Annotated in this window: 11 protein-coding genes and 1 riboswitch; of the genes, 10 read left to right on the forward strand and 1 reads right to left on the reverse strand. The window is 70.6% G+C overall.

Annotated elements, in window-relative coordinates; all coding sequences use genetic code 11:
• Window positions 1-23 precede the first annotated feature (23 nt).
• The 9 genes from ACIBAF_RS09310 to ACIBAF_RS09350 all read left to right on the forward strand — a co-directional run bounded on the left by ACIBAF_RS09310 (window position 24) and on the right by ACIBAF_RS09350 (window position 10,213).
• Window positions 24-1,088 carry a polyprenyl synthetase family protein gene (locus ACIBAF_RS09310; protein WP_079658255.1) on the forward strand — a complete coding sequence of 355 codons (1,065 nt, stop codon included), beginning with the start codon at window positions 24-26 and terminating at the stop codon, window positions 1,086-1,088.
• A gap of 119 nt (window positions 1,089-1,207) precedes the next feature.
• Window positions 1,208-3,229, forward strand: a complete 2,022-nt coding sequence (gene shc, locus ACIBAF_RS09315; RefSeq protein WP_399462532.1) for a squalene--hopene cyclase — start codon at window positions 1,208-1,210, stop codon at window positions 3,227-3,229.
• Window positions 3,230-3,871, forward strand: a complete 642-nt coding sequence (locus tag ACIBAF_RS09320) for a 1-hydroxy-2-methyl-2-butenyl 4-diphosphate reductase (protein WP_399462533.1) — start codon at window positions 3,230-3,232, stop codon at window positions 3,869-3,871.
• A gap of 5 nt (window positions 3,872-3,876) precedes the next feature.
• Entirely contained in the window at window positions 3,877-4,899 is a 1,023-nt protein-coding gene (gene hpnH, locus ACIBAF_RS09325) for an adenosyl-hopene transferase HpnH (protein ID WP_399462534.1), read from the forward strand.
• Window positions 4,900-4,904: 5 nt separating this feature from the next.
• On the forward strand, window positions 4,905-6,059 hold the full coding sequence (gene ispG, locus ACIBAF_RS09330) for a flavodoxin-dependent (E)-4-hydroxy-3-methylbut-2-enyl-diphosphate synthase (protein ID WP_399462535.1): 1,155 nt from the start codon (window positions 4,905-4,907) through the stop codon (window positions 6,057-6,059).
• A gap of 26 nt (window positions 6,060-6,085) precedes the next feature.
• Window positions 6,086-8,008 carry a 1-deoxy-D-xylulose-5-phosphate synthase gene (gene dxs / locus ACIBAF_RS09335; protein ID WP_399462536.1) on the forward strand — a complete coding sequence of 641 codons (1,923 nt, stop codon included), beginning with the start codon at window positions 6,086-6,088 and terminating at the stop codon, window positions 8,006-8,008.
• Window positions 8,005-9,390 carry an aspartate aminotransferase family protein gene (locus ACIBAF_RS09340; RefSeq protein ID WP_399462537.1) on the forward strand — a complete coding sequence of 462 codons (1,386 nt, stop codon included), beginning with the start codon at window positions 8,005-8,007 and terminating at the stop codon, window positions 9,388-9,390. Before dxs ends, ACIBAF_RS09340 begins: the two co-directional genes overlap by 4 nt.
• A 71-nt stretch (window positions 9,391-9,461) precedes the next feature.
• Window positions 9,462-10,094: a helix-turn-helix domain-containing protein gene (locus ACIBAF_RS09345; protein WP_399462538.1), complete on the forward strand. Its 633-nt coding sequence runs from the start codon at window positions 9,462-9,464 to the stop codon at window positions 10,092-10,094.
• Window positions 10,091-10,213 carry a DUF6126 family protein gene (locus ACIBAF_RS09350; protein WP_079658247.1) on the forward strand — a complete coding sequence of 41 codons (123 nt, stop codon included), beginning with the start codon at window positions 10,091-10,093 and terminating at the stop codon, window positions 10,211-10,213. The genes ACIBAF_RS09345 and ACIBAF_RS09350 overlap by 4 nt, the downstream gene beginning before the upstream one ends.
• Window positions 10,214-10,221: 8 nt before the next feature.
• Here the strand turns inward: ACIBAF_RS09350 and ACIBAF_RS09355 are convergent, their stop codons facing one another.
• Window positions 10,222-11,019: a tyrosine-protein phosphatase gene (locus ACIBAF_RS09355; protein WP_399462539.1), complete on the reverse strand. Its 798-nt coding sequence runs from the start codon at window positions 11,017-11,019 to the stop codon at window positions 10,222-10,224.
• Window positions 11,020-11,254: 235 nt separating this feature from the next.
• Here ACIBAF_RS09355 and ACIBAF_RS09360 point away from each other — a divergent pair, with 235 nt between their 5' ends.
• On the forward strand, window positions 11,255-13,330 hold the full coding sequence (locus ACIBAF_RS09360) for an alpha-galactosidase (RefSeq protein ID WP_399462540.1): 2,076 nt from the start codon (window positions 11,255-11,257) through the stop codon (window positions 13,328-13,330).
• Window positions 13,331-13,634: 304 nt separating this feature from the next.
• A riboswitch (cyclic di-AMP (ydaO/yuaA leader) is annotated at window positions 13,635-13,792 on the forward strand.

The following is a 13,792-nucleotide window of genomic DNA, read 5'->3' on the forward strand; positions in this document are numbered from 1 at the left end:
CAAGAGGAGAAACTGTGCCCCCTGTGCCCCCGGCCACGCCGGACGCTCGTAGGACCGCGGTGGACGTGACCGCGCTCCTGGAGCGCGGCCGCACCCTGGCCACGCCGGTGCTGAGGGCGGCCGTCGACCGGCTGGCTCCGCCCATGGACACGGTCGCCGCCTACCACTTCGGCTGGATCGACGCCCAGGGCAATCCGACCGACGGCGACGGAGGCAAGGCCGTGCGCCCCGCCCTCGCCGTGCTCTCCGCCGAGGTCACCGGCGCCGCGCCCGAGGTCGGCATTCCCGGCGCGGTCGCCGTCGAGCTGGTCCACAACTTCTCGCTCCTGCACGACGACCTGATGGACGGCGACGAACAGCGCCGGCACCGCGACACCGTCTGGAAGGTGCACGGCCCCGCCCAGGCCATCCTGGTCGGCGACGCCCTGTTCGCCCTCGCCAACGAGATCCTCCTCGAACTCGGCACCGTCGAGGCCGGCCGCGCGACCCGCCGTCTGACCACCGCCACCCGCGCCCTCATCGACGGCCAGGCCCAGGACATCTCCTACGAGCACCGCGACCGCGTCAGCGTCGAGGAGTGCCTGGAGATGGAGGGCAACAAGACCGGCGCCCTGCTGGCCTGCGCCAGCTCCGTCGGCGCCGTGCTCGGCGGCGCGGACGAGCGCACCGCCGACACGCTGGAGAAGTACGGCTACCACCTGGGCCTCGCCTTCCAGGCCGTCGACGACCTGCTCGGCATCTGGGGCGACCCGGTCTCCACCGGCAAGCAGACCTGGAGCGACCTGCGCCAGCGCAAGAAGTCCCTGCCGGTGGTGGCCGCGCTCGCGGCGGGCGGCCCCGCCTCCGAGCGGCTCGGCGAGATCCTCGCCGCCGACGCCAAGAGCAGCGACTTCGAGAACTTCTCCGAGGAGGAGTTCGCGGCCCGCGCCGCGCTCATCGAGGAGGCCGGCGGCCGCGAGTGGACCGCCGAGGAGGCACGCCGTCAGCACACCGTGGCCCTCGAGGCCCTGAACGCCGTCGACATGCCCGAGCAGGTACGGGCCCGGTTCACGGCGCTCGCCGACTTCGTCGTCGTACGAAAGAGATGATCACTATCGGTCGAATAGCCCTCGCGTAGTCGCCGGCCGGTGTGCGAGGAGTCAGAGCACCGGCCGACGGCGGACCCACAGCAGACGCAACGACATGCACACTGCACGAAGGGGAAGCCATGACAGCGACGACCGACGGAAGCACCGGGGCTCTCCCGCCCCGCGCTGCCGCGGCCAGCGAAACCCACATCACCATCCCCGTGGCGGCCGGGGTACAAGAAGCCGCCGCACGCGCGATGCAGCGCGCCACCGACTTCCTGCTCGCCCGGCAGGACGCCGAGGGCTGGTGGAAGGGCGACCTCGAGACGAACGTCACCATGGACGCCGAGGACCTGCTGCTCCGTCAGTTCCTGGGCATCCGCGACGAGGCCACCACGCAGGCCGCCGCCCTCTTCGTCCGCGGCGAGCAGCGCGCGGACGGCACCTGGGCCACCTTCTACGGCGGCCCGCCCGACCTCTCCGCCACCGTCGAGGCGTACGTCGCCCTCCGCCTGGCCGGCGACGCCCCCGAGGCGCCCCACATGGCGAACGCCTCCGCGTGGATCCGCGACCAGGGCGGCATCGCCGCCGCCCGCGTCTTCACCCGGATCTGGCTGGCCCTGTTCGGCTGGTGGAAGTGGGAGGACCTGCCCGAACTCCCGCCGGAGCTCCTGTACTTCCCCAAGTGGTTCCCGCTCAGCATCTACAACTTCGGCTGCTGGGCCCGGCAGACGATCGTGCCGCTCACCGTCGTGTCGGCGAAGCGCCCGGTGCGCCCGGCGCCGTTCCCGCTCGACGAGCTGCACACCGACCCGGCGAACCCCAACCCGCCCAAACCCCTTGCTCCGGTGAACAGTTGGGACGGGCTCTTCCAGCGGCTCGACAAGGTGGTGCGCGGCTACCGGTCGGTCGCGGTCCGCAGGCTGCGCAAGTCCGCCCTGAACTCCGCCGCCCGCTGGATCATCGAACGCCAGGAGAACGACGGCTGCTGGGGCGGGATCCAGCCGCCCGCCGTCTACTCGATCATCGCCCTGCACCTGCTCGGCTACGACCTCGAACACCCGGTGATGCGGGCCGGGTTGAAGTCCCTCGACCGGTACGCGGTGTGGCGCGAGGACGGCGCCCGGATGATCGAGGCCTGCCAGTCACCGGTGTGGGACACCTGCCTGGCGACCATCGCGCTCGCCGACGCGGGCCTCCCCGCCGACCATCCGCAACTGGTCAAGGCCGCCGACTGGATGCTCGGCGAGCAGGTGGTGCGCCCCGGCGACTGGTCGGTACGGCGACCCCAACTGCCGCCGGGCGGCTGGGCATTCGAGTTCCACAACGACAACTACCCCGACATCGACGACACCGCCGAGGTGGTCCTCGCGCTGCGCCGGGTCAAGCACCACGACCCGCAGCGGATGGACCGGGCCATCGCGCGTGGGGTGCGCTGGAACCTCGGGATGCAGTCGCGGAACGGGGCCTGGGGCGCCTTCGACGTCGACAACACCAGCCCGTTCCCCAACCGGCTGCCGTTCTGCGACTTCGGCGAGGTCATCGACCCGCCGTCCGCGGACGTCACCGCGCACGTCGTCGAGATGCTGGCGGTGGAGGGGCTCTCGCACGATCCGCGCACCCGGCGCGGCATCGAGTGGCTGCTGGCCGAACAGGAGCCGGACGGTTCGTGGTTCGGGCGCTGGGGCGTCAACTACGTCTACGGGACGGGGTCCGTGGTGCCCGCCCTCACCGCGGCGGGCCTGCCCGCCCGGCACCTCGCGATCCGGCGGGCGGTGGCCTGGCTGGAGCGGGTGCAGAACGACGACGGCGGCTGGGGCGAGGACCTGCGCTCCTACCAGGACCCCACCCGCTTCAGCGCCCGGGGCGCCTCGACGGCCTCCCAGACGGCGTGGGCGCTGATGGCCCTGCTGGCCGCGGGGGAGAAGGACGCCAAGAGCGTCGAGCGGGGCATCGCCTGGCTGGCGCAGACCCAGCGGGAGGACGGTTCCTGGGACGAGCCGTACTTCACCGGCACCGGCTTCCCGTGGGACTTCTCCATCAACTACCACCTCTACCGGCAGGTCTTCCCGCTGACCGCACTCGGTCGGTACGTCCACGGCGAGCCGTTCAGCAAGAAGCCCGGCGCCCAGTCGGCCGCCGCCGGGGCCGAAGGGAGCTGAATGAGCGCACAGCCCGTCCCCGCCCCGCTGCTGATCGCCTGCGCGCTCGGCATCGAGCACCTCGCGCTGCGCATGGGCGACCGCAGCGGGGCCGACGGGCCGGTCACCGTCCTGCGGACGGGCATGGGGCCGAAGGCGGCGGAGCGTTCCGTCACCCGGGTCCTGGCCGACCCGGTGCTCCACGGGGCGGCGGTGCTCGCCACGGGCTTCTGCGCCGGGCTCGCCCCCGGGATGCACCCCGGTGACCTGGTCGTCGCAGAGGAGACCCGCGACCCCCGCGGCAGTGTCCCCTGCGTCGGCACCGAACTGCTCGTCAAGGAGCTCGTGCGCACCGTGCCGGGGCGCACCGTCCACACCGGCCCTGTCATCGGCTCCGACCACGTCGTGCGCGGTCACGAACGGGGCGACCTGCTCGCCACCGGCGCAATCGCGGTCGACATGGAGTCGGCGGCGACGCTCCTGAGCGCCGTGCGCCCGGATCTGCGCCCGGTTGCGGCCGTCCGAGTGGTCGTGGACGCTCCAGAACATGAACTCGTCCGGATCGGCACGGTGCGCGGTGGAATATCGGCTTTCCGTGTTCTTCGCTCCGTCCTGCCTGCTTTTTTCGAATGGCACCGTAATGTTCTGCTCCCCCGGAGGTGAGCCACATGGCCATGCCGCTGCGCCAGTCCATCAAGGTCGCTACATACCTGGCCGAACAGAAGCTCCGTAAGCGGGACAAGTTCCCGCTCATCGTCGAGCTGGAGCCCCTCTTCGCCTGCAACCTCAAGTGCGAGGGCTGCGGCAAGATCCAGCATCCGGCGGGAGTGCTCAAGCAGCGCATGCCGGTCGCCCAGGCCGTGGGCGCGGTGCTGGAGTCCGGCGCGCCGATGGTGTCCATCGCGGGCGGCGAGCCCCTGATGCACCCTCAGATCGACGAGATCGTGCGGCAGTTGGTGGCCAAGAGGAAGTACGTCTTCCTCTGCACCAACGCCATGCTGCTGCGCAAGAAGATGGACAAGTTCACGCCCTCCCCCTACTTCGCCTTCGCCGTGCACATCGACGGGCTGCGCGAGCGGCACGACGAGTCCGTGGCGAAGGAGGGTGTGTTCGACGAGGCCGTGGCGGCCATCAAGGAGGCCAAGCGGCGCGGCTTCCGGGTCACCACCAACTCCACCTTCTTCAACACCGACACCCCGCAGACCATCATCGAGGTGCTCAACTTCCTCAACGACGACCTCAAGGTCGACGAGATGATGATCTCGCCCGCCTACGCCTACGAGAAGGCGCCCGACCAGGAGCACTTCCTGGGCGTGGAGCAGACCCGCGAGCTGTTCAAGAAGGCCTTCGCGGGCGGCAACCGGCGCAGGTGGCGGCTCAACCACTCGCCGCTCTTCCTGGACTTCCTGGAGGGCAAGGTCGACTTCCCGTGCACCGCGTGGGCGATCCCGAACTACTCGCTCTTCGGCTGGCAGCGGCCCTGCTACCTGATGAGCGACGGGTACGTGCCGACGTACCGCGAACTCATCGAGGACACCGACTGGGACAAATACGGCCGTGGCCGGGACCCGCGCTGCGCCAACTGCATGGCGCACTGCGGCTACGAGCCCACCGCCGTCCTCGCCACCATGGGCTCCCTCAAGGAGTCCCTGCGTGCCATGCGCGACACCGTCAACGGAAACCGGGAGTGACGGCCGTGACCGCTGTCTCCCTGGGCGTCCCCGAGATGCCGGTCCGGCCCCTTGCGCCACGACGTGAGTCGCGGCGGATCGAGGTCGGTCCGGTGTCGGTCGGGGGCGGGGCCCCGGTGTCGGTGCAGTCGATGACGACGACGCGTACGTCGGACATCGGCGCCACCCTCCAGCAGATCGCGGAACTCACCGCGTCCGGCTGTCAGATCGTCCGCGTCGCCTGCCCCACGCAGGACGACGCGGACGCGCTCGCGACGATCGCCCGCAAGTCGCAGATCCCGGTGATCGCGGACATCCACTTCCAGCCGAAGTACGTGTTCGCGGCGATCGAGGCGGGTTGCGCGGCGGTCCGCGTCAATCCCGGCAACATCAAGCAGTTCGACGACAAGGTGAAGGAGATCGCGCGGGCCGCGAAGGACCACGGCACGCCGATCCGCATCGGGGTCAACGCCGGCTCGCTGGACCGACGGCTGCTCCAGAAGTACGGCAAGGCGACCCCGGAGGCGCTGGCCGAGTCGGCGCTCTGGGAGGCGTCCCTCTTCGAGGAGCACGACTTCCGCGACATCAAGATCTCGGTCAAGCACAACGACCCGGTCGTGATGGTCGAGGCCTACCGGCAGCTCGCCGCCCAGTGCGACTACCCGCTGCACCTCGGCGTCACGGAGGCGGGCCCGGCGTTCCAGGGCACGATCAAGTCGGCGGTGGCCTTCGGCGCGCTGCTGTCGCAGGGCATCGGCGACACCATCCGGGTGTCGCTGAGCGCGCCGCCGGTCGAGGAGGTCAAGGTCGGCATCCAGATCCTGGCGTCCCTGAACCTCAGGCAGCGGCGGCTGGAGATCGTCTCCTGCCCGTCCTGCGGCCGCGCCCAGGTCGACGTGTACAAGCTGGCCGAGGAGGTCACCGCGGGCCTGACGGGCATGGAGGTCCCGCTGCGCGTCGCCGTCATGGGCTGCGTGGTGAACGGCCCCGGTGAGGCCCGCGAGGCCGACCTCGGCGTCGCCTCCGGCAACGGCAAGGGCCAGATCTTCGTGAAGGGGCGGGTCATCAAGACCGTCCCCGAGTCCAAGATCGTCGAGACGCTCATCGAAGAGGCCATGAAGATCGCCGAGCAGATGGAAGAGGACGGCGTGTCGGGGGAGCCGGCCGTCACCGTGAGTTGAACAGCACGGACCGAAGGGGGCCCGACGTGACGATCCTGGAGAACATCCGGCAACCACGCGACCTGAAGGCGCTGTCCGAGGCGGAACTCGGTGAACTGTCCGAAGAGATAAGGGAATTCCTGGTGCACGCGGTCGCCAGGACCGGCGGACACCTCGGGCCCAACCTGGGCGTGGTGGAGCTGAGCATCGCCCTGCACCGGGTCTTCGAGTCGCCGGTGGACCGCATCCTGTGGGACACCGGCCACCAGAGCTATGTGCACAAGCTGCTGACGGGACGTCAGGACTTCTCCAAGCTGCGCGGCAAGGGCGGCCTGTCCGGCTATCCCTCCCGTGAGGAGTCCGAGCACGACGTCATCGAGAACTCGCACGCCTCGACCGCGCTCGGCTGGGCCGACGGACTGGCCAAGGCCCGTCAGGTGCAGGGCGAGAAGGGACATGTCGTCGCGGTCATCGGCGACGGCGCGCTCACCGGCGGCATGGCCTGGGAGGCGCTGAACAACATCGCCGCCGCCAAGGACCGGCCGCTGATCATCGTCGTCAACGACAACGAGCGCTCCTACGCGCCGACCATCGGCGGGCTCGCCAACCACCTGGCGACCCTGCGCACGACCGACGGCTACGAGAAGGTGCTGGCCTGGGGGAAGGACGTCCTGCTGCGCACCCCGGTGGTCGGTCACACGGTCTACGAGTCGCTGCACGGCGCGAAGAAGGGCTTCAAGGACGCGTTCGCGCCCCAGGGCATGTTCGAGGACCTCGGCCTGAAGTACGTCGGCCCGATCGACGGGCACGACATCAAGGCCGTCGAGTCCGCCCTGCGCCGGGCCAAGCGCTTCCACGGGCCGGTGCTGGTGCACTGCCTCACCGAGAAGGGGCGGGGCTACGAGCCCGCGCTGGCGCACGAGGAGGACCACTTCCACACCGTCGGCGTGATGGACCCGCTGACCTGCGCACCGCTCAGCCCCTCCAGCGGACCGTCCTGGACGTCCGTGTTCGGCGACGAGATCCTGGCGATCGGCGAGGAACGGGACGACGTCGTGGCGATCACCGCGGCCATGCTGCACCCGGTGGGGCTCGGCAAGTTCGCCGAACGCTTCCCGGAGCGGGTGTGGGACGTCGGCATAGCCGAGCAGCACGCGGCAGTGAGCGCGGCCGGCCTGGCGACCGGGGGCCTGCACCCGGTCGTCGCCGTCTACGCCACGTTCCTCAACCGTGCCTTCGACCAGCTGCTGATGGACGTGGCGCTGCACCGCTGCGGGGTGACGTTCGTGCTGGACCGGGCCGGGGTCACCGGCGTCGACGGCGCCTCCCACAACGGCATGTGGGACATGTCCGTGCTCCAGGTCGTCCCGGGACTGCGCATCGCGGCCCCGCGCGACGCCGAGCAACTGCGCGCGCAGTTGCGGGAGGCGGTCGCCGTGGACGACGCGCCGACGCTGGTGCGCTTCCCGAAGGAGTCGGTCGGGCCGGAGATCCCCGCGGTCGGCCGGGTGGGCGGCATGGACGTACTGCACCGGGGCGAGCGGGCGGAGGTGCTCCTGGTGGCCGTCGGCGTCATGGCGCCGGTGTGTCTGCAGGCCGCCGAGCTGTTGGCGGCCCGGGGCGTCAACAGCACCGTCGTCGACCCGCGGTGGGTCAAACCCGTCGACCCGGCGCTGCCCGGCCTCGCCGCCGAGCACCGCTTGGTGGCCGTGGTCGAGGACAACAGCCGTGCCGCCGGCGTCGGTTCGGCCGTGGCGCTGGCCCTGGGAGACGCCGAAGTCGACGTGCCCGTACGGCGGTTCGGGATCCCGGAGCAGTTCCTCGCGCACGCCAAGCGAGGTGAGGTGCTCGCCGACATCGGTCTCACGCCCGTCGAGGTCGCCGGCCGGATCAGCGCGAGCCTGGCCGTCCGGGACGTCAGGTCCGCCGACGGTCCGCTCGCCGGCGCAGTCAAGGAGAAAGCCGAATGACCACCGAGTTCGACCTCGGCGCCCTCCTGGCCGAGCGCGGAGCCGAGCGATACGAGCTGCACGGCAGGTATCTCAACCACCAACTGCCGCGCATGCTGCACACCATCGGCTTCGACAAGGTCTACGAGCGAGGTGAGGGCGCGTACTTCTGGGACGCGGACGGCGACGACTACCTGGACATGCTCGCCGGGTTCGGCGTGATGGGCCTGGGCCGTCACCACCCCGTCGTCCGCAAGGCGCTGCACGACGTCCTGGACGCCCAGCTCGCCGACCTCACCCGCTTCGACTGCCAGCCGCTGCCCGGACTGCTGGCCGAGAAGCTGCTCGCACACAGCCCGCACCTGGACCGGGCGTTCTTCGGCAACAGCGGCACCGAGGCGGTGGAGACGGCGCTGAAGTTCGCCCGGTACGCGACCGGCAGACCGAGGGTCCTGTACTGCGACCACGCCTTCCACGGGCTCACCACGGGCTCGCTGTCGGTGAACGGCGAGGACGGCTTCCGGGACGGGTTCGCGCCCCTGCTGCCCGACACGGCCGTCCCGCTCGGCGATCTCGACGCGCTGGCACGGGAGTTGATGAAGGGCGACGTCGCCGCCCTGATCGTCGAGCCGATCCAGGGCAAGGGGGTGCACGAGGCGCCGCCCGGCTATCTCCGCGCCGCCCAGGAACTGCTGCACAAGCACAAAGCGCTGCTCATCGCCGACGAGGTGCAGACGGGCCTCGGCCGGACCGGCGACTTCTACGCCTACCAGCACGAGGAGGGCGTCGAGCCGGACCTGGTGTGCGTGGCCAAGGCGCTGTCCGGCGGGTATGTGCCGGTCGGCGCCACCCTCGGCAAGGACTGGATCTTCAAGAAGGTCTACTCGTCGATGGACCGGGTGCTGGTGCACTCGGCGAGCTTCGGCTCCAACGCGCAGGCCATGGCGGCCGGGCTCGCGGTGCTGTCCGTCATGGAGAACGAGCAGATCGTCGCGAACGCCCGCGCGACGGGCGATCGTCTGAAGTCCCGGCTCGCCGCCCTGGTCGACAAGTACGAGCTGCTGGCCGACGTCCGAGGGCGGGGCCTGATGATCGGCATCGAGTTCGGGAAGCCCAGGTCGCTGAAGCTGCGCAGCCGCTGGACCATGCTCCAGGCGGCCCGTAAGGGACTGTTCGCGCAGATGGTGGTCGTGCCGCTGTTGCAGCGGCACCGGATCCTCACCCAGGTCTCCGGCGACCATCTGGAGGTGATCAAGCTGATCCCGCCGTTGGTCGTCGGCGAGCGGGAGGTGGACCGGTTCGTCGACGCCTTCACCGCCGTGATGGACGACGCGCACAGCGGCGGCGGTCTGATGTGGGACTTCAGCAAGACCCTCGTGAAGCAGGCGGTGGCCAACCGCTGAGCCGCTCGGAGCGGTTTTGCCTCTGGGGCAAGAAATTTGCCCTGGAGGCAAAGCGGGCGTGAAATGGAGGCATGAGCTCGCCCGAGTCCGAGCCCTCGGCGGACCACGCCGAGGCTCTTCCCGTCGTCGCCCCCCAGCTGCGCGCCCTGCGCCGCCGGACCGCCCTCACCCTGGAGGCCGCGGCGCGGGCCGCCGGGCTGTCGCCGGGGCACCTCTCCCGCCTGGAGACCGGTCAGCGCCAGCCCTCGCTGCCGATGCTGCTGGCGCTCGCCCGCATCTACAGTACGACGGTCTCGGAGCTGCTCGGCGAGACGGTCGCCGACCGGGACGCCGTCGTGCGCGCCGCCGACATGGAGCCCACCCGTGCGGGCGGCTGGACGTACTGGCAGGCCGGCGCCTCCGGGCGCGGGATGCAGGCCCTGCGCGTCCACGTCCCGTACGGCTCACAGGGCGACATCGTGCGGGTGCACCCCGGGGAGGAGTGGCTGCACGTCCTGCGGGGACGGCTGCGGCTGCGGCTCGGGGACACCACGGACCTGCTGGGGCCCGGTGACAGCGCGCACTTCGACTCGCTGACCCCGCACCGCATCGCCGCGCAGGACGTCGACGGGGTCGAGCTCCTCTTCGTCCACACCCTGCTGCAGAGCCCCACGGCCACGCTGTGCCTGGGGCCGACCCCTTCCGAGACCGGAGAGACGTCATGAGCGACTTCGAGGAGAAGTTCCCCCGCACCCTGTGGATCCGGCTGATCATCTACATCGCCGTGGGGCACCTCTTCGCCGGGTTCCTCTGGCTGCTGTTCGAGGTGGGGGCCAGCCAGTAGAGCGGCCGTCAGTCGAGGAGTCGCTCGCGCAGCCGCTCGCGGGTCTCGGGGGAGAGGCCGAGGCCCTGCTCCAGGTAGGCGTCGACGCTGCCCCAGGTCTCCTCGATGGTCTCGAACGCCGCCGTGAGGTACTCCGCGCGGGCGTCGAACAGGGGGCTGAGCAGCTCCATGACCTCGGGGGAGTAGGCCTCGGCGGAGGTGGCGCTGCGACGCACCTTGTAGCGGCGGTGCTTGGCGTTGGACTCCAGATAGTCGGCGAGGATCGCCTCGCGCTCCACGCCCAGGGCGAGCAGCGTCACCGCGATGGACAGACCCGCGCGGTCCTTGCCCGCCGCACAGTGCATCAGGGCCGGGACGCTGTCCTCGGCGAGCGAGTGCAGCACCTGTGAGTGCTCCGCCGTCCGCTCCCTGACGATCGTGCGGTAGGAGGCGATCATCCGGCCCGCGGCCTTGCCGTCGCCGAGTATCTCGCGCAGCTGGTCGATGTGGCCGTCGCGCACCATCTTCCAGAACTCGGAGCCGTCCGCCGGGTCCGACAGCGGCAGGTTCACGTTGCGCACGCCCGGCAGCTCGACGTCCGGACCCTCCAGCTTCTGGTCCGCCGCGTTGCGGAAGTCGAAGACCGTGTGCAGGCCCAGGTCGGAGAGGAACGCCGCGTCCTCGTCGGTCGCGTGCGCGAGGTGGCCGCTGCGGAACAGCATGCCGTGGCGCACCCGCCGGCCGTCGACGGTCGGCAGGCCGCCCACGTCCCGGAAGTTGCGCACGCCGGCCAGCTCGGGCTCGGTCGACGGGATCTGCTGCGTCACTGGGGCTCCCTCCCTGTCGGTCACCGTCGGCGCGGCTCGGGGTGGCCGACGGGACACCTTCTCGACCATACGACATGGATTCCCCGGGCAACGGGTTGTCCACAGGCCGGCGAACCGGACGTCCGCCCAGGTGAAGAGTTGTCCACAGGGTGGCCCGTGCGGAGTTGCCGGGCGGGCCGACCGCATTCGATGATGTTGGTGCTTGATCGCACCTGTTCGAATTAGTGGGGGTTTGATGCCCGAGATCGCCGACAACGGCCGTACCTGGCTCCTTTCGGGGCCCACGAGCAGCTACGCCCTCCACCTCACCGAGGCCGACGAGCTGGTCCACCTGCACTGGGGCCCGGGCATCGCGCTCGCGGACGCCGAGGCGCTCGCCGCGCTGCCGCCGTCGGAGCGCGGGGCGTCCTTCGAGTCCCCGCTCGACGGCCGCGAGGAGTACCCGGTCGAGGGCGGCCCCCGTTTCGTCCGGCCCGCCCTGTCCGTGCGCACCGACGAGCGGCGCGGCACCGAGTGGACCTTCGAGGCGTATGAGGCCGACGACGACGGGCTGCGGCTGCGCTTTGGGGACGGCGGGCTCGCCGTCACCCTGCACTACCGGATGCGCGGGGACGTCGTCGAACGCTGGACGACCCTGCGCAACGAGGGCGAGCAGCCGCTGGAGCTGCTGCGCGCCGACTCCGCTGCCTGGACCCTGCCCGAGCGCGAGGGCTGGCGGCTGTCGCAGCTGCACGGCCGCTGGGCCGCGGAGTCCCGGCTCACCGTCTCCCCCCTCGCCTACGGCGAGAAGGTCATCGGCAGCCGCCGCGGCCACACGGGACACCAGCACCTGCCCTGGGTGGCCCTGGACACCGACGCGACCGAGGAACGCGGCGAGGTCTACGGCTGCGCCCTCGGCTGGTCGGGCTCCTGGCGGATCGCCGTCGCCCAACTCCCCGACGCACGCGTGCAGATCACCGGCGGCGCCGGCTACGACGACTCGGGCCTGCTGCGCCTCGCGACGGGGGAGTCCTTCACCACGCCCGTCTTCGCCGGTCTGTGGAGCGACGCCGGGTTCGGCGGCGCGAGCCGCACCTGGCACGCCTACCAGCGGGCGCACGTGATCCCGGACGCCGGACAGGACCGGCCGGTGCTGTTCAACTCCTGGGAGGCCACCTACTTCGACATCTCCGAGGAGCAGCAGGCGACCCTCGCCCGGCGCGCCGCGGCGATCGGCGTCGAGCTGTTCGTCGTGGACGACGGCTGGTTCGGGGCGCGCACCGGCGACCACGCCGGACTCGGCGACTGGCGGCCCAACCCCGACCGCTTCCCGAACGGCCTGAAGCCGCTCGCCGACTACGTGCACGCCCTCGGCATGCAGTTCGGCATCTGGGTCGAGCCCGAGATGGTCAACCCCGACAGCGAGCTGTACCGGGCGCACCCCGACTGGGTGCAGTTCCAACCGGGACGAAAGCGGACGGAGTTCCGCAACCAGCTCGTGCTGAACCTCGCGCGCGAGGACGTCCAGGAGTACCTCTGGGAGCAGCTCGACGCGCTCCTGTCCAGCGCCCCCGTCGACTACGTGAAGTGGGACTTCAACCGCTGCTTCACCGACGCCGGCTGGCCGGACGATCCCTACCCGCAGCGCCTCTGGGTGGACCATGTGCGGGCCCTCTACGCCCTGCTGGACCGGCTGCGGGCCGCCCACCCGGGCGTCGCCTTCGAGTCCTGCTCGGGCGGCGGCGGACGCATCGACCTCGGGATCATGAGCCGCACCGACCAGGTGTGGACCTCCGACAACACCGACCCCCTGGACCGGCTCGACATCCAGCACGGCTTCAGTCAGATCCACCCCGCCAGGGTCATGGCCGCCTGGGTCACGGACAGCCCGAACGCCCAGCTCAACGGCCGGGTCAGCTCGCTGCGCTTCCGGTTCGTCAGCGCCATGGCCGGAGTGCTCGGCGTCGGCGGGGACCTCTCGGAGTGGAGCGAGGAGGAGCTCGCCGAGGCCCGGGAGTGGGTGGAGCTCTACAAGGAGATCCGGCCCCTCGTGCAGCACGGCGACCTCTACCGGCTGCGGCCCCCGGCCGGCGGCCTGAGCGCCGTCCAGTACGTGCGCGGCGACGAGGCGGTCGTCCTCGCCTGGCTCCAGGCGCAGCGGTTCGGCGAGCCCGTTCCGGCGCTGCGGCTGCGGGGACTCGACCCGACAGCATCGTACGAATGCCGTGAAACGGGCGAAGTGCACCGAGGGGCCGTGCTGCTGCACCACGGGCTGCGGATTGGGCTGCGAGGCGACCTCGATGCGACGGTTATCCGACTGCGTCGCATTTGAGGAGTCTGTCCGAATTGGAGCCTTAATTCCAACTCGCTGCGGAATAAGGGAACCTGGGGAAGTCTCACGTGAGCAGCGTCATATTCGTGACCGTACGTCGTGCGTCATGCTCACGTAATTCGCATGCCTTTCCAGGGGGTTCGGCGAAAAGCGGTCCTTTTGATTGACGGAGCGTGACTGGGAATTCGCACAGCGGATCAAGAGAATTGCGTTGTCCGTGCAACCTCTGCTTGTCCCTGTGCGTCTTGGTCGCTTACGTTCCACACCAATCCGGACGGACGCCTAATCCTGCCGCCGTCCGGTGTCCGCACACTCACCCGTACCCGGCAGGAGCGGGGGACCCACAGGCAGAACCGCCTGTTCCGGTCCCGGAACAGGCTTGGGGTAAAGCCGTGCCTCGGCGCGGCCGGACATCTCCAGTCCGCACCCGACAGCTCACCTCGCAGGCGCCGGAGAGGAATT

Source organism: Streptomyces sp. NPDC051677 (genome assembly GCF_044453465.1).
GTDB lineage: Bacteria > Actinomycetota > Actinomycetes > Streptomycetales > Streptomycetaceae > Streptomyces.